General features: G+C 64.2%; 16 protein-coding genes. 12 read left to right on the top strand and 4 right to left on the bottom strand.

Annotation, left to right across the window (positions count from 1 at the left end):
* The first annotated feature begins 3 nt into the window (after positions 1–3).
* From murD to lpxC, 9 genes are all read left to right on the top strand, one after another.
* Positions 4–1,350, top strand: coding sequence for a UDP-N-acetylmuramoyl-L-alanine--D-glutamate ligase (murD, locus tag QZ497_RS10610; protein ID WP_295474072.1), 1,347 nt, complete (start codon positions 4–6; stop codon positions 1,348–1,350).
* Positions 1,350–2,561, top strand: a complete 1,212-nt coding sequence (gene ftsW, locus QZ497_RS10605; protein ID WP_295474332.1) for a putative lipid II flippase FtsW — start codon at positions 1,350–1,352, stop codon at positions 2,559–2,561. The genes murD and ftsW overlap by 1 nt, the downstream gene beginning before the upstream one ends.
* Positions 2,551–3,621 (top strand): undecaprenyldiphospho-muramoylpentapeptide beta-N-acetylglucosaminyltransferase, encoded by a 1,071-nt coding sequence (gene murG, locus QZ497_RS10600; RefSeq protein ID WP_295474069.1) that lies wholly within the window; start codon positions 2,551–2,553, stop codon positions 3,619–3,621. Before ftsW ends, murG begins: the two co-directional genes overlap by 11 nt.
* A 13-nt stretch (positions 3,622–3,634) precedes the next feature.
* The gene (murC, locus tag QZ497_RS10595; RefSeq protein WP_295474329.1) at positions 3,635–5,074 is read left to right on the top strand and encodes a UDP-N-acetylmuramate--L-alanine ligase; all 1,440 of its coding nucleotides are present in this window, start codon (positions 3,635–3,637) and stop codon (positions 5,072–5,074) included.
* On the top strand, positions 5,071–6,030 hold the full coding sequence (locus tag QZ497_RS10590) for a D-alanine--D-alanine ligase (protein ID WP_295474066.1): 960 nt from the start codon (positions 5,071–5,073) through the stop codon (positions 6,028–6,030). Before murC ends, QZ497_RS10590 begins: the two co-directional genes overlap by 4 nt.
* A 2-nt stretch (positions 6,031–6,032) precedes the next feature.
* Positions 6,033–6,899, top strand: a complete 867-nt coding sequence (locus QZ497_RS10585) for a cell division protein FtsQ/DivIB (protein WP_295474063.1) — start codon at positions 6,033–6,035, stop codon at positions 6,897–6,899.
* 14 nt (positions 6,900–6,913) lie between these two features.
* Complete coding sequence (gene ftsA / locus QZ497_RS10580; protein WP_295474060.1) at positions 6,914–8,173, top strand: cell division protein FtsA; 1,260 nt, start codon at positions 6,914–6,916, stop codon at positions 8,171–8,173.
* Positions 8,174–8,244: 71 nt separating this feature from the next.
* Positions 8,245–9,441, top strand: coding sequence for a cell division protein FtsZ (ftsZ, locus tag QZ497_RS10575; protein ID WP_295474058.1), 1,197 nt, complete (start codon positions 8,245–8,247; stop codon positions 9,439–9,441).
* A 112-nt stretch (positions 9,442–9,553) separates the two neighbouring features.
* Complete coding sequence (gene lpxC / locus QZ497_RS10570; protein ID WP_295474055.1) at positions 9,554–10,465, top strand: UDP-3-O-acyl-N-acetylglucosamine deacetylase; 912 nt, start codon at positions 9,554–9,556, stop codon at positions 10,463–10,465.
* A 208-nt stretch (positions 10,466–10,673) separates the two neighbouring features.
* On the opposite strand, the gene QZ497_RS10565 is transcribed toward lpxC, so the two are convergent.
* Positions 10,674–11,129, bottom strand: a complete 456-nt coding sequence (locus QZ497_RS10565; protein WP_295474053.1) for a DciA family protein — start codon at positions 11,127–11,129, stop codon at positions 10,674–10,676.
* A gap of 307 nt (positions 11,130–11,436) precedes the next feature.
* On the opposite strand from QZ497_RS10565, the gene secA reads away from it, so the two are divergent.
* From secA to QZ497_RS10550, 3 genes are all read left to right on the top strand, one after another.
* Complete coding sequence (gene secA, locus QZ497_RS10560; protein WP_295474050.1) at positions 11,437–14,172, top strand: preprotein translocase subunit SecA; 2,736 nt, start codon at positions 11,437–11,439, stop codon at positions 14,170–14,172.
* 113 nt (positions 14,173–14,285) lie between these two features.
* On the top strand, positions 14,286–15,503 hold the full coding sequence (gene argJ / locus QZ497_RS10555; protein WP_295474047.1) for a bifunctional glutamate N-acetyltransferase/amino-acid acetyltransferase ArgJ: 1,218 nt from the start codon (positions 14,286–14,288) through the stop codon (positions 15,501–15,503).
* Positions 15,504–15,609: 106 nt separating this feature from the next.
* A complete protein-coding gene (locus QZ497_RS10550) occupies positions 15,610–16,554 on the top strand; it encodes a Nudix family hydrolase (RefSeq protein WP_295474045.1) in 945 nt (314 codons plus the stop codon).
* Between the two features lie 120 nt (positions 16,555–16,674).
* Here QZ497_RS10550 and QZ497_RS10545 read toward each other — a convergent pair whose 3' ends face one another.
* From QZ497_RS10545 to QZ497_RS10535, 3 genes are read right to left on the bottom strand one after another with little or no spacing between them, the layout of a single operon-like run.
* Complete coding sequence (locus tag QZ497_RS10545) at positions 16,675–17,256, bottom strand: cob(I)yrinic acid a,c-diamide adenosyltransferase (RefSeq protein WP_295474042.1); 582 nt, start codon at positions 17,254–17,256, stop codon at positions 16,675–16,677.
* 13 nt (positions 17,257–17,269) lie between these two features.
* On the bottom strand, positions 17,270–19,306 hold the full coding sequence (locus QZ497_RS10540; RefSeq protein WP_295474039.1) for an ATP-binding protein: 2,037 nt from the start codon (positions 19,304–19,306) through the stop codon (positions 17,270–17,272).
* 44 nt (positions 19,307–19,350) lie between these two features.
* Positions 19,351–20,277 carry a putative 2-dehydropantoate 2-reductase gene (locus QZ497_RS10535; protein WP_295474326.1) on the bottom strand — a complete coding sequence of 309 codons (927 nt, stop codon included), beginning with the start codon at positions 20,275–20,277 and terminating at the stop codon, positions 19,351–19,353.
* Positions 20,278–20,415 lie beyond the last annotated feature (138 nt).

Genomic DNA, 20,415 nt, shown 5'->3' with positions numbered 1-20,415 from the left:
CGAGTGTCTTTGATCGTTACCGACCAGTTCCGCATCGTTGTCGGCCTCGGCAAGAGCGGCATGTCCCTGGTTCGCTTCCTGGCGAACCAGGGCGTCGCCTTTGCCGTGGCCGACACGCGGGACAATCCACCGGAGCTGGCGACCCTGCGTCGCGAGTATCCGCAGTTGGAGGTTCGGTGTGGCGAACTGGACGTCGAGTTCCTCTGCCGCGCCAGTGAGCTGTACGTCAGCCCCGGCCTGGCACTGGCTACACCGGCGCTGCAGCAGGCCCAGGCCCGTGGCGTGCGGCTGTCCGGTGACATCGAATTGTTCGCCCGGCATGCCAAGGCACCGATCGTGGCCATCACCGGCTCCAATGCCAAGAGCACGGTCACCACGCTGGTCGGCGAAATGGCCGCCGCAGCTGGCAAGCGTGTCGCCGTGGGCGGCAACCTCGGTACTCCGGCGCTGGATCTGCTGGACGACGCGGTGGAGCTGTACGTGATGGAGCTGTCCAGCTTCCAGCTGGAAACTACCGACCAGCTGAACGCCGAAGTGGCCACCGTGCTGAACATCAGCGAAGACCACATGGACCGCTACAGCGGCCTCCCGGCCTACCACCTGGCCAAGCACCGGATCTTCCGTGGTGCCAGGCAGGTGGTGGTCAACCGCCAGGACGCCCTGTCGCGGCCGCTGATCGGCGAGGGCTTGCCATGCTGGACCTTCGGCCTGAACAAGCCAGACTTCCATGCCTTCGGTATCCGCGAGGAAAACGGCGAGAAATACCTGGCCTTCCAGTTCGACCTGCTGATGCCGGCCAGTGAGCTGAAAGTACGCGGTGCACACAACCAGGCCAATGCTCTGGCCGCCCTGGCCCTGGGTCATGCCGCCGGGTTGCCGATGGACGCCATGCTGGCCAGCCTGCGCACCTTCACCGGCCTGGAGCATCGTTGCCAGTGGGTGCGTGAGCGCGCTGGCGTGCAGTACTACAACGACTCCAAGGCCACCAACGTCGGTGCCGCGCTGGCGGCTATCGAAGGCCTGGGCGCGGACATCACCGGCAAGCTGGTGCTGATCGCCGGTGGCGATGGCAAGGGTGCCGACTTCAGCGGCTTGCGCGCACCCGTGGCGGCCCATTGCCGCGCCGTGGTGCTGCTCGGGCGGGATGCCGAACGCCTCGCCCAAGCCCTGGGGGATGCACTGCCGCTGGTACGTGTGGCCACCCTTGAAGAAGCCGTGCAGCGCAGTGCGGAGCTGGCCCAGGCCGGCGATGCGGTACTGCTGTCGCCGGCCTGCGCGAGTCTGGACATGTTCAAGAACTATGAAGAGCGTGGGCGTCTGTTCGCCCAGGCCGTGGAGGCGCTGGCATGATCTTCGGCGTCCTCAAACCTTACCCTTCGCCGTTGATCAGCGGCCGCGGCATCGACGTGGACTTCCCGATGCTGGCCGGCTGCCTGGCACTGCTGGGCCTGGGCCTGGTGATGATCACCTCGTCATCGTCGGAAGTCGCGGCGGCGCAGTCGGGCAACAGCCTGTACATGATGACCCGGCATCTGGTCTACCTGCTCATCGGCCTGGGTGCCTGTGGCGCCACCATGATGGTCCCGGTCGCCACCTGGCAACGCATGGGCTGGATGATGCTGCTCGGCGCCTTCGGCCTGTTGCTGATGGTGCTGGTACCGGGCATCGGTCGTGAGGTCAACGGCTCGATGCGCTGGATCGGCTTCGGCGCGTTCAACGTGCAGCCCTCTGAAATCGCCAAGGTGTTCGTGGTGCTGTTCCTGGCCGGTTACCTGGTGCGTCGTCAGCAGGAAGTGCGGGAAAGCTGGATGGGCTTCTTCAAGCCGTTCATCGTCCTGCTGCCGATGGCCGGCCTGTTGCTGATGGAGCCGGACTTCGGGGCTACCGTGGTGATGATGGGCGCGGCGGCGGCGATGCTGTTTCTGGGGGGCGTCGGCTTGTTCCGCTTCTCGCTGATGGTGGTGCTGGCGGTGGTGGCCGTGTTCGTCCTGGTGCAGGCCCAGCCTTACCGCATGGCGCGTCTGACCAACTTCACCGACCCCTGGGCCGACCAGTACGGTTCGGGCTACCAGCTGACCCAGGCGCTGATCGCCTTTGGTCGTGGCGAGTGGTTCGGCGTGGGCCTGGGCAACAGTGTGCAGAAGCAGTTCTACCTGCCTGAGGCGCACACCGACTTCGTGTTCTCGGTATTGGCCGAAGAGCTTGGCGTGGTCGGTTCGCTGATTACCGTCGCGCTGTTCCTGTTCGTCAGTATCCGCGGCATGTACATCGGCTTCTGGGCCGAGCGTGCCAAGCAGTTCTTCGGTGCCTACACCGCCTATGGCCTGTCGTTCCTGTGGATCGGCCAGTTCCTGATCAACATCGGCGTGAACGTCGGCCTGTTGCCGACCAAGGGCCTGACCCTGCCATTCCTCAGCTACGGTGGCAGCTCGCTGGTAATCTGCTGCGCCAGCCTGGGCCTGTTGCTGCGTATCGAATGGGAATCGCGCAACAACATGGGCAGTGAGGAAACCGAATTCAAGGAAAGCGATTTTGCCGAGGAGCCGCCCCATGGACGCTAACGTGCTGATCATGGCCGGCGGTACCGGCGGGCACGTGTTCCCGGCGCTGGCCTGCGCTCGCGAGTTCCGCGACCGTGGCTACAAGGTCCACTGGCTGGGCACGCCGCGCGGCATCGAGAACGACCTGGTGCCGCAGGCCGGTATCACCTTGCACCGCATCGATGCCACCGGCCTGCGCGGCAAGGGGCGCCTGTCGCTGCTCAAGGCGCCGTTCATGCTGCTCAAGTCACTGCTGCAGGCGCGGCGCATCATGCGTCAGCTCAAGCCGGCCTTCGTGGTCGGCTTCGGCGGTTATGTCACTGGGCCGGGCGGCCTGGCCGCGAAACTGGCCGGCGTGCCGCTGATCATCCACGAGCAGAACGCCGTGGCCGGTACCGCCAACCGCAGCCTGGCTTCGTTCGCCAGTCGTATCTGCGAAGCCTTCCCTGATACCTTTGCCGCGTCCGCCAAGCGCCGCACTACCGGTAACCCGGTGCGTGTCGAGCTGTTTTTCGAGACGCCGCGACAGCCCCTGGCCGGCCGCAAGGCACGCTTGCTGGTGCTGGGCGGCAGCCTGGGGGCCGAACCCTTGAACAAACTGCTGCCCGAGGCCCTGGCCCTGGTGCCGGAAGAGATCCGCCCGGAAATCTTCCACCAGGCCGGCAAGCAGCACGACCAGGTGACCGCCGAGCGCTACCGCAGTGCCGGTGTGCATGCCCAGGTCGCGCCTTTCATCCAGGACATGGCCCAGGCCTATGCCTGGGCCGACCTGGTGGTGTGCCGTGCCGGCGCGCTGACCATCAGTGAACTGGCGGCCGCCGGCCTGCCTGCGCTGCTGATCCCGCTGCCCCATGCGATCGACGACCACCAGTCCCGCAATGCCGATTATCTGGCCCGCGAAGGCGCTGCCTTCGTCATGCCACAAGCGACAACTGGCGCCGCCGAAATGGCCAGCCGCCTGAAAGAGGTTCTGATGCAGCCCGAACAAATGAACAGCATGGCCCGGACCGCCCGCCGACTGGCCATGCCCGATGCTACCCGTACCGTCGTCGATACCTGTGTGGAGGTGGCCCGTGGTTGAGAGTCAACGCGCCATGCCGCAACCGGAAATGCGCCGTATCCGCCGTATCCACTTCGTCGGTATCGGCGGCGTCGGCATGTGCGGCATCGCTGAAGTGCTGCTCAACCTGGGTTACCAGGTGTCCGGTTCCGACCTCAAGAGTTCGGCGGTCACCGAACGCCTGAAATCCTTCGGTGCCGAGATCTTCATCGGCCACCAGGCCGAGAACACCGTGGGCGCCGACGTGCTGGTGGTCTCCAGTGCGGTCAACACCTCCAACCCGGAAGTCGCCACCGCCCTGGAGCGCCGTATCCCCGTGGTGCCGCGTGCCGAGATGCTCGCCGAGCTGATGCGCTACCGGCATGGCATTGCCGTGGCCGGCACCCACGGCAAGACCACCACCACCAGCCTGCTGGCCTCGGTATTCGCCGCTGGTGGCCTGGACCCGACCTTCGTCATCGGTGGCCGCCTCAATGCTGCGGGCACCAATGCCCAGCTGGGCACCAGCCGTTACCTGATCGCCGAGGCCGACGAAAGCGACGCCAGCTTCCTGCACCTGCAGCCGCTGGTCGCCGTGGTCACCAACATCGATGCCGATCACATGGCCACCTACGAAGGCGACTTCAACAAGCTGAAGAAGACCTTCGTCGAGTTCCTGCACAACCTGCCGTTCTATGGTCTGGCGGTGATGTGCATCGACGACCCGGTGGTGCGCGAGATCATGGCCCAGGTCAAGCGTCCGATCGTCACCTACGGCTTCGACGAAGCCGCCGACGTGCGTGCCATCAACGTGCGCCAGGAAGGCATGCGCACCTTCTTCACCGTGCTGCGTCGCGACCGTGAGCCGCTGGATGTGTCGGTGAACATGCCGGGCAACCACAACGTGCTCAACTCGCTGGCGACCATCGCCATCGCCACCGACGAAGGCATCAGCGACGACGCCATCATCCAGGGCCTGTCGGGCTTCCAGGGTGTGGGCCGACGCTTCCAGGTCTACGGCGAGCTGCCGGTCGAGGGTGGCCACGTGATGCTGGTCGACGACTATGGCCACCACCCGCGTGAAGTGGCTGCCGTGATCAACGCCGTGCGCGGCGGCTGGCCGGAGCGTCGCCTGGTGATGGTCTACCAGCCGCACCGTTTCAGCCGCACCCGCGACCTGTACGACGATTTCGTCCAGGTCCTGGCCGAGTCCAACGTACTGCTGCTGATGGAAGTCTACCCGGCCGGCGAAGAGCCGATTCCCGGTGCGGACAGCCGCAACCTGTGCCACAGCATTCGTCAGCGGGGCCAGCTGGACCCGATCTACATCGAGCGTGGCACCGAGCTGGCGCCGCTGGTCAAGCCGCTGCTGCGTGCCGGCGACATCCTGCTCTGCCAGGGTGCCGGTGACATCGGTGGGCTGGCGCCGCAGTTGCTCAAGAGTCCGCTGTTCGCTGGCGCCGTAGTGGCGCCCACCGAAGGGAAGCTCAAATGACCGATCTGAGCGTATCCACCTTGTCCTGCAACCTGGCACCGGAATCCTTCGGCCGGGTGGCAGTGCTTTTCGGCGGCAACAGCGCCGAGCGCGAAGTCTCGCTCAAGTCTGGGCGAGCCGTGCTCGATGCGCTGCTGAGCGCCGGGGTGGACGCGTTCGGCATCGACGTAGGGGCCGACCTGTTGCAGCGCCTGAGCGGCGAGAAGATCGACCGTGCGTTCATCGTACTGCACGGCCGTGGCGGCGAAGATGGCAGCATGCAGGGCCTGCTGGAGTGTCTGGGCATCCCTTACACCGGCAGCGGCGTACTGGCTTCTGCACTGGCCATGGACAAGCTGCGCACCAAGCAGATCTGGCACAGCCTTGGCCTGCCGACGCCCTTGTACGCCGTGCTCGCCAGCGAAGATGACTGTATTTTTACAGCGACGGAACTGGGCCTGCCTTTGATCGTCAAACCGGCCCATGAAGGTTCCAGTATCGGGATGGCTAAGGTGAGCAGCGTCGAGGAATTGATCGCCGCCTGGAAGAATGCCAGTACCTACGATTCGCAAGTGATGGTCGAACAATGGATCGAAGGTCCGGAGTTCACCGTTGCCAGCCTGCGTGGCCAGGTCCTGCCGCCAATCGGCCTGGGCACGCCCCACAGTTTCTACGATTACGAGGCCAAGTACCTGGCCGACGACACCCAGTACCGGATTCCCTCCGGGCTCAGCGAAGCCAGCGAGCAGGCCCTCAAGGACCTGGCCGCCAGCGCTTGCCAGGCCCTGGGCGTGAGCGGCTGGGCGCGTACCGACGTGATGCAGGACGCCGAGGGGCGCTTCTGGTTGCTGGAGGTCAATACCGTGCCCGGCATGACCGACCACAGCCTGGTACCCATGGCGGCGCGCGCGGCGGGGCTGGATTTCCAGCAACTGGTGTTGGCGATTCTCGCTGACAGCGTTCAGGTGCGAGGTTGAGCATGCACGGCGCATCGGCACGTCATCAGCCCCCGGTTTCCGGCCGCAAGCCGGCGCCACGGGGTGCGAGCCGCATGGTGGCCAAGGAGCCGCTGTCGGCGCGCATGCCCAAGCCCAGCGCAGGATTCTTCAAGCGTCTGATGTGGCCGGTGATGCTGGTAGGTCTCGGCTTCGGCACCTACTACGGCGCGCAGTACCTGCTGCCGTACGTCGACCGGCCGATCAGCCGGATCAACGTGCAGGGCGACCTGAGCTACATCAGCCAGCAGGCGGTGCAGCAGCGTATCGCGCCCTATGTGGCGGCGAGGTTCTTCACCATCGACCTGACCGGCATGCGTACCGAGCTGGAACAGATGCCATGGATCGCTCATGCCGAGGTTCGGCGGGTGTGGCCGGACCAGGTGGTGATCCGCCTGGAGGAGCAACTCCCGGTGGCGCGCTGGGGCGATGAGGCATTGCTGAACAACCAGGGGCAGGCGTTCACCCCGCGTGAATTGTCCAATTACGAGCATCTTCCGCAGCTGTTCGGCCCGCAGCGGGCCCAGCAGCAGGTGATGCAGCAGTACCAGGTGTTGAGCCAGATGCTGCGACCGCTGGGCTTTTCCATCGCGCGCCTGGAATTGCGTGAGCGAGGCAGCTGGTTCCTGACCACGGGGGCTGGCAGTGCGGGACCAGGGATCGAGCTATTGCTGGGGCGTGACCATCTGGTCGAGAAGATGCGCCGCTTCATCTCGATCTACGACAAGACGCTGAAAGAACAAATTACGAATATTGCGCGCGTCGACTTGCGCTATTCCAACGGCCTTGCGGTCGGATGGCGTGAGCAGGCAGCGCCGGCGACGGACAAACCCGCCGTTGCGAAGAATTGACTAGAGGCAGAACCATGGCAAATGTGCAAAGCGGCAAAATGATCGTCGGACTGGATATCGGCACCTCCAAGGTGGTGGCGCTGGTAGGCGAAGTCGCGGCCGATGGTTCGCTGGAGATCGTCGGGATCGGTACCCATCCGTCCCGCGGCCTGAAGAAGGGCGTCGTGGTGAACATCGAGTCCACCGTCCAGTCGATCCAGCGTGCGGTGGAAGAAGCGCAGATCATGGCCGGCTGCCGTATCCACTCGGCGTTCGTCGGCGTGGCCGGCAATCACATCCGCAGCCTGAACTCCCACGGCATCGTGGCGATCCGCGATCGCGAGGTCAGCTCTGCCGACCTGGAGCGCGTGCTGGATGCCGCCCAGGCCGTGGCCATTCCGGCCGACCAGCGTGTGCTGCACACGCTGCCGCAGGACTATGTGATCGATAACCAGGAGGGCGTGCGCGAGCCGCTCGGCATGTCGGGCGTGCGCCTGGAAGCCAAGGTGCATGTAGTCACCTGCGCGGTGAACGCTGCGCAGAACATCGAAAAGTGCGTGCGTCGCTGCGGCCTGGAAGTCGACGACATCATCCTCGAGCAACTGGCATCGGCCTATTCGGTGCTGACCGACGACGAGAAAGAGCTGGGCGTGTGCCTGGTGGACATCGGTGGCGGTACCACCGACATCGCCATCTTCACCGAAGGCGCTATTCGCCATACGGCGGTGATTCCGATCGCCGGTGACCAGGTCACCAACGACATCGCCATGGCCCTGCGTACGCCGACCCAGTACGCCGAGGAAATCAAGATTCGCTATGCCTGCGCCCTGGCCAAACTGGCCGGCGCCGGTGAAACCATCAAAGTACCGAGCGTGGGCGACCGTCCACCTCGCGAGCTGTCGCGCCAGGCCCTGGCCGAAGTGGTCGAACCTCGTTACGACGAGCTGTTCACCCTGATCCAGGCCGAACTGCGTCGCAGCGGCTATGAAGACCTGATCCCGGCGGGCATCGTGCTGACCGGCGGGACCTCGAAAATGGAAGGCGCGGTCGAGTTGGCCGAGGAGATCTTCCACATGCCGGTACGCCTGGGCGTACCACACAGCGTCAAGGGACTGGCCGACGTCGTGCGCAACCCGATCTATTCCACGGGTGTAGGTTTGCTGCAGTACGGGCTGCAGAAACAATCGGATGGCATTTCGCTGTCCGGTCTCGGTGTCGGTAACGGTTCTTATGGCGATGAACCAAAGGCTCCGGTACTGGAGCGCTTCAAGCGCTGGGTCCAGGGCAACTTCTGAACCCCACGCTTGGCCAGTGGTAACGGCAGGCGATAGGCGTAAATAAAATAGAGAGCTGAAGGAGAGGGAAAATGTTCGAACTCGTAGACAATGTCCCGCAAAGCCCGGTAATCAAAGTTATCGGCGTGGGTGGTGGTGGCGGCAACGCGGTCAACCACATGGTCAAGAGCAGCATCGAAGGCGTCGAATTCATCTGCGCCAACACCGATGCACAAGCGCTGAAGAACATCGGCGCGCGCACCATCCTGCAATTGGGTACCGGTGTGACCAAGGGCCTCGGCGCTGGCGCCAACCCTGAAGTCGGCCGCCAGGCTGCGCTGGAAGACCGCGAGCGCATCGCGGAAGTCCTGCAGGGCACCAACATGGTGTTCATCACCACCGGCATGGGCGGCGGTACCGGTACCGGTGCTGCGCCGATCATCGCCGAAGTGGCCAAGGAGCTGGGTATCCTCACCGTTGCGGTGGTGACCCGTCCGTTCCCGTTCGAAGGTCGCAAGCGTATGCAGATCGCCGATGAAGGCATCCGCATGCTGGCCGAAAGCGTCGACTCGCTGATCACCATCCCCAACGAGAAGCTGCTGACCATCCTGGGCAAGGATGCCAGCCTGCTGTCCGCCTTCGCCAAGGCCGACGACGTACTGGCCGGTGCCGTTCGCGGTATCTCCGACATCATCAAGCGTCCCGGCATGATCAACGTCGACTTCGCCGACGTACGTACCGTGATGAGCGAGATGGGCATGGCCATGATGGGCACCGGTGCCGCCAGCGGTCCGAACCGTGCACGCGAGGCCACCGAAGCGGCAATCCGCAACCCGCTGCTCGAAGACGTCAACCTGCAGGGCGCTCGCGGCATCCTGGTCAACATCACCGCAGGTCCCGACCTGTCGCTGGGTGAGTACTCCGACGTGGGTAGCATCATCGAGGCTTTCGCTTCCGAGCACGCGATGGTCAAGGTCGGTACCGTTATCGATCCGGACATGCGCGACGAGCTGCACGTTACCGTAGTGGCCACCGGTCTGGGTGCGCGTATCGAGAAGCCGGTCAAGGTCATCGACAACACCCTGCAGAGCGCTGCGCCGCAACAGCAGGTTCAGCAACCGGCTGCTACCGTGCGTGAACCGGCCGCGGTGAACTACCGTGACCTGGAGCGTCCGACCGTGATGCGCAACCAGGCACACGCCGGCGCCAGCGCTGCGACCAAGCTCAACCCCAACGATGATCTGGACTATCTAGACATCCCGGCCTTCCTGCGTCGCCAGGCCGATTGATGGAATTTATCAGGGGGATTAGGCTGATTGGTGTTCAGCAAAGGCTCGGTCTGCTATTATCGCCAGCCTTTGTTGATACCCGTTCGCAACTAGTGCTCAAGCGGCCAATGCCATGATTAAACAACGTACCCTGAAAAATATTATCCGTGCCACAGGTGTCGGTCTGCATTCCGGGGAAAAGGTTTACCTGACCCTGAAGCCCGCACCTGTGAACACCGGTATCGTCTTCGTCCGTACCGACCTGGACCCGGTTGTCCAGATCCAGGCCCGTGCGGAAAACGTCGGAGAAACCACCCTGTCGACCACGCTGGTCCAGGGCGACATCAAGGTGGACACTGTCGAGCATCTGCTTTCGGCGATGGCTGGCCTGGGTATCGACAACGCCTATGTCGAACTCTCGGCGTCCGAAGTCCCGATCATGGACGGCAGCGCGGGTCCCTTCGTGTTCCTGATCCAGTCGGCCGGCCTGCAGGAGCAGGAAGCGCCGAAGCAGTTCATCCGTATCCTGCGTGAAGTCACCGTCGAAGAAGACGGCAAGCGTGCCACCTTCGTGCCTTTCGAAGGCTTCAAGGTGAGCTTCGAGATCGACTTCGATCACCCGGTATTCCGGGATCGCACGCAGAGCGCCAGTGTGGACTTCTCCAGCACTTCGTTCGTCAAGGAAGTCAGCCGGGCCCGTACCTTTGGCTTCATGAGCGACATCGAGTACCTGCGCAAGCACAACCTGGCCTTGGGTGGCAGCGTGGAAAACGCCATCGTGGTCGACAAGGAAGGCGTGCTGAACGAAGACGGCCTGCGTTACGAAGACGAGTTCGTCAAACACAAGATCCTGGACGCCATCGGCGACCTGTATCTGCTGGGTAACAGCCTGATCGGTGAATTCCGCGGCTTCAAGTCCGGTCACGCGCTGAACAACCGCTTGCTGCGCGCACTGATCGCACAAAAGGATGCCTGGGAAACGGTTGTCTTCGAAGACGCCAGCACCGCTCCTATTTCCTACATGCGTCCTGTGGCCGCAGCGTAGTAAAAAAGCTTTACTCTCTTTCCTTATTCTTTCAGGGCTGCCTTCGGGTGGCCCTTTTTTATAGGGACGGAAAATGCCGGTACCTGGTGAGTAAGCGGATTGCGGTTCCATACACCCCTTTGGTTCACGGGCGGCGAGGCAGCAGAAAGCATCCAGGCGTCGCATGTCCTGACGGCAGATGCTGCTGGCCAGCCAGACTCTGTTTGGCTCAGGAACGATCTTTGGCGTGGCTGGCCAGGCGCTCCAGGGCGGCGCGCAGCTTGGGGTCGGTGATGCCTTCAGCGGTTGCCTGGATGTTCTCTGCCGCGCTGTGGGACAGGTCGAGGGTGTGGGTTGCGGCGCCCTGTTGCGGTGTCGATGGCTGGACCTTGAACTGGATGCGGGTCAGGCTGGCGAACTCGTCGAACAGCGCCAGTTGCCGTTGCAGGCGGCGTTGCTGGTAGCGCAGGCGGGTGGCCCAGTGGCCATCGGTGACCACCAGCAGCAGGCAGCCCTCGCGCCAAGACGCGACCCGGCAGTGTTCTCGCGCAGCCGGTTGCAACTGGCTCTCCAGCAGTTTCTGCAAGTGGCTTAGTCGTTCGGCCTGGCGGAAGATCGCCCGCAATGGCCGGGCATCGCGCAGCAGGGCGGCGGGGGAGCGGGCATCGAGGGGGCGAAAGGCCATGACGAGGCTGCCTTGGGAAGTCGGGTTGCTGGAGCGGGCCAATGTTATCAGAAAGTGTCGCCAGGCTCGCCAGGGCTGTGTCCCTCGCGACCAGGCAGGCAAGTTTCATGTTTATCAGGGTTGAAGTCGGGCAAAAAGACCCCATTGTGACCGTGCCCCCTTACAGCGCTGTGCCAGCATCGTGGATTAACGCCACTTTCCTCACCATCGTTTCCGGGTAGAATGCTCGTTCGCATGCGGCCATGAGGGCCGCACGGGCGACTCACGGGGCCGCCCTCCATTCCTATGTGTGGAAGATCCTGTCGATATGTTTGCGCCTTTGTTAAAAAAACTTTTTGGAAGCAAGAACGAGCGTGAAGTCAAGCGCATGCTCAAGACGGTACAGATCGTCAATGCCTTCGAAGAGCAAATGGTGGCCCTTTCGGACGAGCAGCTGCGCGCCAAGACCGAAGAGTTCAAAGCCCGCATAGCCAAAGGCGAAACCCTCGACCAACTGCTTCCAGAAGCCTTCGCCGTGGCCCGTGAGGCCGGTAAGCGGGTCATGGGCATGCGTCACTTCGACGTCCAGCTGATCGGCGGTATGACCCTGCACGAGGGCAAGATCGCCGAGATGCGTACCGGTGAGGGCAAGACCCTCGTGGGTACCCTGGCGGTGTACCTCAATGCGCTGTCCGGCAAGGGCGTGCACGTGGTCACGGTCAACGATTACCTGGCCCGCCGCGACGCCAACTGGATGCGTCCGCTGTACGAATTCCTCGGCCTGACCGTCGGCATCGTCTCGCCCTTCCAGCCGCCGGAAGAGAAGCGCGCCGCCTATGCCGCCGACATCACCTACGGCACCAACAACGAATTCGGTTTCGACTACCTGCGCGACAACATGGCGTTCAGCCTGGAAGACAAGTTCCAGCGTGAACTCAACTTCGCGGTCATCGACGAAGTCGACTCCATCCTCATCGACGAGGCCCGTACACCGCTGATCATCTCCGGCCAGGCCGAAGACAGCTCGCGGCTGTACACCGAGATCAACCGCCTGATTCCCAAGCTGCAGCAGCACATCGAGGCTGTGGAAGGCGAAGTCACCCAGGCTGGCCACTTCACCATCGACGAGAAGGCCCGCCAGGTCGAACTCAACGAAGCCGGGCACCAGTTCATCGAGGAAATGCTCACCGAAGCCGGCCTGCTGGCCGAGGGCGAGAGCCTCTACTCGGCGCACAACCTGGGCCTGCTGACCCACGTCTATGCCGGCCTGCGTGCGCACAAACTGTTCAACCGCAACGTCGAGTACATCGTCCAGGACGGCCAGGTGCTGCTGGTCGACGAGCACACCGGCCGTACCATGCCCGGCCGTCGCCTGTCCGAGGGCCTGCACCAGGCCATCGAGGCCAAGGAACACCTCAACATCCAGGCCGAAAGCCAGACCCTGGCTTCGACCACCTTCCAGAACTACTTCCGTCTGTACACCAAGCTGTCCGGCATGACCGGTACCGCCGACACCGAAGCCTTCGAATTCCAGCAGATCTACAACCTGGAAGTGATGGTCATCCCGCCGAACAAGCCACTGGCGCGCAAGGACTTCAACGATCTGGTGTACCTGACCGCCGAAGAGAAGTACGCGGCCATCATTGCTGACATCAAGGCCTGCGTGGCGGAGAACCGTCCGGTGCTGGTGGGGACCGCGACCATCGAGACCTCCGAGCACATGTCGGCCCTGCTGCGCAAGGAAGGCATCGACCACAAGGTCCTCAACGCCAAGTTCCACGAAAAGGAAGCCGAGATCATCGCCCAGGCGGGCCGTCCCGGTGCGCTGACCATCGCCACCAACATGGCCGGTCGCGGTACCGACATTCTGCTGGGCGGCAACTGGGAAGTCGAAGTCGCCGGCCTGGAGAACCCCACCCCCGAGCAGATCGCGCAGATCAAGGCCGACTGGCAGAAGCGTCACCAGCAGGTCATCGAGTCCGGCGGCCTGCACGTGATCGCCTCCGAGCGCCACGAATCGCGGCGTATCGACAACCAGCTGCGTGGCCGTGCCGGCCGTCAGGGCGACCCGGGTTCGAGCCGCTTCTACCTGTCGCTGGAAGACAGCCTGATGCGCATCTTCGCCTCCGACCGGGTGAAGAACTTCATGAAGGCCCTGGGCATGCAGTCCGGCGAAGCCATCGAGCACCGCATGGTCACCAACGCCATCGAGAAGGCGCAGCGCAAGGTCGAAGGCCGCAACTTCGACATTCGTAAGCAACTGCTGGAATTCGACGATGTCGCCAACGAGCAGCGCAAGGTGATCTACCACATGCGCAACAGCCTGCTGGCAGCCACCAACATCGGCGACACCATCGCCGAGTTCCGCGAAGAAGTGCTGAACAACCTCATCAGCCAGCACATTCCGCCACAGTCGCTGCCCGAGCAGTGGGACGTCGCCGGCCTGGAGGCCTCCCTGCTGTCGGACTTCGGCGTGCGTCTGCCGGTCCAGCAGTGGCTCGACGAAGACGACCACCTGCACGAGGAAACCCTGCGCGAGAAGCTCTTGCAGGAGCTGCTGGCGGCCTACAACGAGAAGGAAGAACAGGCCAGTGCCGAGGCGCTGCGCACGTTCGAGAAGCAGATCCTGCTGCGCGTGCTGGACGACCTGTGGAAAGACCACCTGTCGACCATGGATCATCTGCGCCACGGTATCCACCTGCGTGGCTACGCGCAGAAGAACCCGAAGCAGGAGTACAAGCGCGAATCCTTCACGCTGTTCCAAGAGCTGCTCGACTCGATCAAGCGCGACACCATCCGCGTCCTGTCTCATGTCCAGGTGCGTCGCGAAGACCCCGAGGAAGAAGAAGCGCGTCTGCGTCGTGAAGCCGAAGAGCTGGCCCAGCGCATGCAATTCCAGCATGCCGAGGCCCCCGGCCTGGAGCAGGCAGCTGCCACCGAGGAGGAAGGCGAAGTCGCCGTGGCCTCCGCACCGGTGCGCAACGACCAGAAGCTGGGCCGCAACGAGCTGTGCTGGTGCGGTTCGGGCAAGAAGTTCAAGCATTGCCACGGCCAGATCAGCTGAGTCCAGGCCGTTGACACCCACGCCGCGACCGGCCCCGCCGTCGCGGCGTTTTACCATTATCGAGCGCCGTACCGATGGGCGGACGGCGCACAGAGAGCTCAAGGAGCGCACGCATGGCTGTTGGTCTTGGTCCTTTGCCTACATTGCACCCGGTGCCCGGTTTCGAACTGGGTATCGCCTCGGCCGGTATCAAGCGCCCCGGGCGCAAGGATGTAGTGGTCATGCGCTGTGCCGAAGGCTCCAGCGTGGCGGGCGTATTCACCCTCAACGCTTTCTGTGCGGCGCCGGTGATCCTCGCCAAGCAGCGCGTACAGGGCACCGTGCGCTACCTGCTGACCAACACCGGCAATGCCAACGCCGGTACCGGCGAGCCGGGCCTGGCTGCGGCCAAGCGCACCTGTGACGCGCTGGCCCAGCTGACCGGCGTAGCCGCTGACGCGGTGCTGCCGTTCTCCACCGGGGTTATCGGCGAGCCTCTGCCGGTCGAGAAGATCGAAGGCGCCCTGCAGGCCGCCCTCGACGACCTCTCGGAAGACAACTGGGCCGCTGCGGCCACCGGCATCATGACCACCGACACCCTGCCCAAGGGGGCCAGCCGCCAGTTTCAGCACGATGGCGTGACCGTCACCGTCACCGGCATCAGCAAGGGCGCCGGCATGATCCGTCCGAACATGGCCACCATGCTCGGCTACATCGCCACCGACGCCAAGGTTTCCCAGAACGTGCTGCAGGACCTGATCCGCGACGGCGCCAACAAGTCGTTCAACCGCATCACCATCGATGGCGACACCTCGACCAACGACTGCTGCATGCTCATCGCCACTGGCCAGGCCAATGTCCCGGAAGTGACCGAAGCCAAGGGGGCGCTGTTCGAGGCCTTGAAGAAAGCCGTGTTCGAAGTGTGCATGGAAGTGGCCCAGGCCATCGTGCGTGACGGCGAAGGCGCGACCAAGTTCGTCACCGTCGAAGTCAACGGCGGTGGCAATCATCAGGAGTGCCTGGACGTCGGTTACGCCGTGGCCCACTCGCCGCTGATCAAGACCGCGCTGTTCGCCTCCGACCCGAACTGGGGCCGTATCCTGGCCGCCGTGGGCCGTGCCGGCGTGCCAGAACTGGACGTGAGCAAGATCGACGTGTTCCTTGGCGAAGTCTGCATCGCCAGCAAGGGTGGCCGTGCCGCCAGCTACACCGAGGCCCAGGGCGCCGAAGTCATGGCTCGCGAGGAAATCACCATCCGTATCGAACTGGGTCGTGGTGATTGCAGCGAGACCATCTGGACCACCGACCTGTCCCACGAGTACGTGAAGATCAACGCCGAATACCGGACCTGAGGTCTGCGCGGCCCCGGTATCTGCGCAACAGCCGGGGCCCAATTGAATTCGCGACGTCCGCCTGTCTTCCCGCACTGTCGGCAGGCGGTCAGGAGGAACTTGAACCGTGAAACGCATACACGTAGTGGCCGCCGTGATCCGTGGCCAGGATGGCCGTATTCTCATTGCCCGGCGTGCCGACACCCAGCATCAGGGCGGGCTCTGGGAGTTTCCCGGCGGCAAGGTCGAGGAGGGCGAGGCCCCTCGCGTGGCGCTGGGGCGTGAGCTGCAGGAAGAGTTGGGCATCCAGGTCGAGGCGGCGCGCCCGCTGATCAAGGTGCAGCATGACTATCCCGACAAGCACGTGCTGCTGGATGTCTGGGAGGTTTCGGCATTCGGCGGTGAGCCGCATGGCGCCGAAGGCCAGCCGCTGGCCTGGGTCACCGGCCGTGAATTGCCCGACTACGAATTCCCCGCCGCCAACCGGCCGATCGTGGCCGCTGCGCGGCTGCCCGGCGAGTACCTCATCACCCCGGATGGCCTGGAGAACGGTGAACTGCTGCGTGGCATGCAGAAAGCCATTGCCCAGGGCGCCAAGCTGATCCAGCTGCGTGCACCGGGGGGCTACGACCCTGCCTACCGCGATCTGGCGGTGGATGCCGTAGGGCTGTGTGCCGGCAAGGCGCAGTTGATGCTCAAGGGGCCGTTGGAGTGGCTGGGCGACTTCCCCTCGGCCGGTTGGCACCTGACCGCCGAACAGCTACGCAAGTACGCGCCCAAGGGGCGACCATTCCCCGCCGAGCGCTGGCTGGCAGCTTCCTGCCACAACGCCGAGGAATTGGCCCTGGCCGAGCAGATGGGCGTTGATTTCGTGACCCTGTCGCCGGTCCAGCCGACCCAGACCCACCCTGACGCGTCGCCGCTGGGCTGGGAACAGGCGGCGCAGCTAATCGGCGGTTTCACCCAGCCGGTGTTCCTGCTCGGCGGTGTCGGCCCGCAGCAGTTGCAGCAGGCCTGGGAGTACGGCGCCCAAGGCGTGGCCGGCATCCGCGCCTTCTGGCCGGCTGGCTGAGATTCACCTGTAGAGCTTCAGCCGCTAAATGGCTGGCAAGTTCACCGCCTCTGCCGTGAACTTGAGGTGGCTGCGCGCAAGCCCTTTCTACCCGTTGCGTAGCCAAAAGCCAGGCGTCGCTCAAGACGCCGGTTTGGCCGCCGGTTGCCAGAGGATTTCCGCGATGCCCTGGCGGCGGCCGATCAGGCGCGCGGCGACGAACAGCAGGTCCGATAGCCGGTTGATGTAGGCCAGCCCGACACCTTGCAGGGGTTCGATGGCATTGAGCTGCTGGCAGCGGCGTTCGGCACCGCGCGCCAGGCTGCGGCACACGTGGGCCTGGGCCACCAGTTGCGAGCCTCCGGGCAGGATGAAGTTTTCCAGCGGGCCCAGCTCTTCGTTCCAGCGGTCGATGGCCGCTTCCAGGCGTTCGATCTCGCTGGCGTTCAGGGCCTGATAGGTCGGCATCGCCAGCTCGCCGCCAAGATCGAACAGGCGGTGCTGGCAGGGCGCTAGAACCTCGATGATCTCGTGCAGCGCGGGGTGCTGCACAGCCTGTTCAGCGAGGCCGGCAAGCAGCAGCCCCAGCTGGCTGTTGAGGGTATCGACCTCGCCTATGGCTTCGATGCGCGGGTGGTCCTTGGGCACTCGGCGGCCATCGCCGAGGCCGGTTTCGCCGCTGTCTCCCTGGCGTGTGTAGATCTTCGACAGACGAAAGCCCATGGCTGGCTCCTGTTCAATGTGTGCTGATGGTTTGCTGGGGCACTTCCACCGCCGGGGCTTCCAGCGGCAGGCGCAGGGTGAAGCAGGTGCCCATGCCGACGGCCGATTGCACCTCCATCTGCCCCTTGTGGTTATTGGTGATGATGAAGTACGACACCGACAGCCCGAGCCCGGTGCCCTGACCGATTTCCTTGGTGGTGAAAAACGGCTCGAAGGTGCGCTTGCGCACGGTTTCCGACATGCCGATGCCGTTGTCTTCGACCTGGATCTCCGCCCAAGGCGGGTTGAGACGGGTGCGCAGAGTGATGCGTCCCGGTTCGCTGTCGTCCTCGCGCTGGTGAATGGCCTGTGCGGCGTTCTTCAGCAGGTTGAGCAGCACCTGCTCCAGCTCGTTGGCGATGCACGGCACCGGACCCAGTTCCGGGTCGAACTGGCGCACGATGTTCTGGCCCTTGAAGTCGAAGCCGACCGTAAGGTCGAAGTCGTTGCTGGCGATTTCCAGGGCCTGGTCGATCAGCGCCGGCAGGTCGCAGGGCGACAGTTGCCGAGTGCTCAGGCGGCTGAAGTTGAGCATGTGGCTGACGATCTTGGCGGCCCGCCCGCCAGCCTGCTGGATACCGTCGAGCAGTTGCGGCACGCCGCGGCCGGCCAGGTAGCGGTTGACCCGCTCCAGGTCGATTCCGTCGCTCTGTGCCTGTTCCAGGTTCTTGGGCAGCTCGGGGGAAAGGCGGCGGCGGATGTTCTGCACGTTGTGCAGGATCGCCCCCAGCGGGTTGTTGATCTCGTGGGCCATGCCGGCGGCCAGGCCACCCACCGAGAGCATCTTTTCCGACTGCACCATCATCTCTTCCAGGGAGATGCGCTGGGTGATGTCGTCGATGCGGATCACCACCCCGCGCCCGGCATCGCCCACCAGCGGGTAAAAGGTCATCGCGTAATGGCGGGGCACATCATGCTTGATCCAGGTGACCCGCTCGATGTGCGTGACGCGGTGCTGTTCCACCGTCTGCTTGAGTTCGGGCATGAAGCTGCGCATCGGCTCGAAGGCGAGAAAGATCGGCTGGTTGAGCGCCTCGTCCAGCGTGGTGCCCGACAGGGTGCTGGCCTCCTGATTCCATTGGGTGACGTACAGCTGTTCGTCCAGGGCGATCATGGCCGAGGGCATCGAGTCGATGATGCTGTTGAGGTAGTTCTGAAAGCCGGTGAGCTTCTTCTCGATCTTGCTGCGCACCTGCACTTCCAGCTCCAGCTTGCGGTTGGTGCGACGTGTTTCTTCGGCCAGCCCGCGAGCCTGGTCGTAGGCTTCCTGGGATTCGTCGCGGGCGCGCTTGAGCTGCTGCTCGCGGGCTTCGATACGCGCCAGCATGGTGTTGAACGCCGAGGCCAGGCTGCCGATCTCGTCCTTGTTGCCGGTGCGCACGCGCAGGGCGTAGTTCTCTTCGCGGGTGACCTGCCGGGACAGCTCTTCGAGCTGGTAGATCGGCTCGGTGATCAGCCGGCGGATCTGTCGGGCGACCACCACCCACAGCAGAATGCTGAACACCAGAATGCCCAGGCTGGCGGTCAGGGTGCCGCTGTAGAACGCTGGCGGCAGCTCGCTGCTGGCCACCAGCAGCAGATGGCCGGGGGATTGCTCGCCCTTGGGCACCGGAATCACCTGGGTGTTGCGGAACTCGGTGAGGCGCCAGCCTTCGATGTCCTTGTAGTGATGCGGCAGCTCCAGGTCCTGCCCTTGCTGCAACTGGGCCAGGCGCGTGCCGTCGTTGTCGTAGACTGCCGCTGCGCGCAGCGGGCCGTAGCTCTTGAGTTCGTGCAGCAGGGCCTGGGCGTCGGCGGGCGAGTTCAGCGCGCGTTCATTGAGGTAGGCGCTGCTGATCAGCCGGCCGATGGTCTGCAGCGCCTGGGGCGCCATGGCCTCCTGGGAGATGTAGTACGCGGCGCTGATGAAGGTCAGGTTGGCCACCAGCAAGACGGTGGTCAGCAAGACCAGGAGGGCGGCCAGCAGCTTCTGGCCCACGGGCAGGTTGTCGAGTCGCTGACGCAAGGACATGAAGGGTCACACCGCTGAGGCTTGAGCCGGCAGGTTAGCGCGGCCTAGTCGGTTCGCAAACCCTTGCCTGCCAGATGCTGCTGCAGACGCGTGAGCGTCGCCCTCAGGTGCGGCACCGGATACTGGTGGCGGGCTGCCGCAGCGCAGGCATGGCCGAGCAGGTAGCTGATCTCGGTGCGTCGGCCTTGTGCGACATCCTGGTACATCGACGAATAGTTCGCGGCCGTGGCCTGGATGACCCGCTGGACCTCGTCGTGCAGCGCCTCGGCGGCGCTCGTCTGACCGCAGTGTTGCAGCAGGCCGGCCAGCTCGTCACACAGCGTGGCGACTTCGCAAGGGTGTTCAAGCAGGCCGCCGTTGCGGCAGTCATGCAGGACCGTCAGCGGGTTGATCGCACAATTGAGCGCCAGCTTGCGCCACAGGCGGGTGAGGATGTCCGGGGTCCATTGGTGGGGAATGCCGGCGCTGTGCAGGTCGTCCAGCAGGGGCTGCGGTGGAGTCTGCGCCTGGGCGTCGCCGAGCCAGGTGAAGCCATGTCCGGCGAAGCGCACCTGCCAGGCCGACTCGCGGAACGCGCCTTCGGTGCTGGACGCGAATACGCAGCGCGCCGCCGGGATGCACGCCGCCACCGCCTCCTGGCTGCCAAGGCCGTTCTGCAGCAGGATGACCTGTGCTCCGGGAGCCAGGCGTGTCGCCAGGCTGGCGACCGCCTGTGGCGCATCGTAGGCCTTGCAGGCCACCAACAGGCGTTCGATGGGCTCGGCGCTGTCGATGAGCTGCGCTGGCAACGCCTGGCGTTGGCAGTCCGCGTGGCTGAGCAGGCTCAGGCAACTGCCCTGGCGTTGGTAGTCCTGCAGGCGCTCGGCGTTGCGCAGGATCAGGCGCACCGGTAGGCCGGCGCGGGCCAGGCGTATGGCCCACAGGCTGCCCAGGCTGCCGACGCCGAGGATGTGCCAGGTGCTCACGGCCAGAGGCCAGGCGTGGCGGGGTAAGATGAGCGCATGCGGACGAAGCTCGCAGTAACGGCGGTAAAAGTGCCGTTATAATGAGCGCTCTTTCGTACCGTCAAGTCATGCGCGCCCAAAAGTCACTCTTGCGCGCCGTTCATC

The sequence above is a fragment of the uncultured Pseudomonas sp. genome (assembly GCF_913777995.1).
Taxonomy (GTDB): domain Bacteria; phylum Pseudomonadota; class Gammaproteobacteria; order Pseudomonadales; family Pseudomonadaceae; genus Aquipseudomonas.
Note: the sequence above shows the minus strand (reverse complement) of the source record. Positions and strands in the feature narration are given on the sequence as shown.

Bases quoted from the DNA above. Each gene is read 5' to 3' on its own strand.
- murG (WP_295474069.1), top strand. From the start codon at position 2,551: ATGGACGCTAACGTGCTGATCATGGCCGGCGGTACCGGCGGGCACGTG.
- murC (WP_295474329.1), top strand. From the start codon at position 3,635: ATGCCGCAACCGGAAATGCGCCGTATCCGCCGTATCCACTTCGTCGGT.
- QZ497_RS10590 (WP_295474066.1), top strand. From the start codon at position 5,071: ATGACCGATCTGAGCGTATCCACCTTGTCCTGCAACCTGGCACCGGAA.
- QZ497_RS10585 (WP_295474063.1), top strand. From the start codon at position 6,033: ATGCACGGCGCATCGGCACGTCATCAGCCCCCGGTTTCCGGCCGCAAG.
- ftsA (WP_295474060.1), top strand. From the start codon at position 6,914: ATGGCAAATGTGCAAAGCGGCAAAATGATCGTCGGACTGGATATCGGC.
- ftsZ (WP_295474058.1), top strand. From the start codon at position 8,245: ATGTTCGAACTCGTAGACAATGTCCCGCAAAGCCCGGTAATCAAAGTT.
- lpxC (WP_295474055.1), top strand. From the start codon at position 9,554: ATGATTAAACAACGTACCCTGAAAAATATTATCCGTGCCACAGGTGTC.
- QZ497_RS10565 (WP_295474053.1), bottom strand. From the start codon at position 11,129: ATGGCCTTTCGCCCCCTCGATGCCCGCTCCCCCGCCGCCCTGCTGCGC.
- secA (WP_295474050.1), top strand. From the start codon at position 11,437: ATGTTTGCGCCTTTGTTAAAAAAACTTTTTGGAAGCAAGAACGAGCGT.
- argJ (WP_295474047.1), top strand. From the start codon at position 14,286: ATGGCTGTTGGTCTTGGTCCTTTGCCTACATTGCACCCGGTGCCCGGT.
- QZ497_RS10545 (WP_295474042.1), bottom strand. From the start codon at position 17,256: ATGGGCTTTCGTCTGTCGAAGATCTACACACGCCAGGGAGACAGCGGC.
- QZ497_RS10540 (WP_295474039.1), bottom strand. From the start codon at position 19,306: ATGTCCTTGCGTCAGCGACTCGACAACCTGCCCGTGGGCCAGAAGCTG.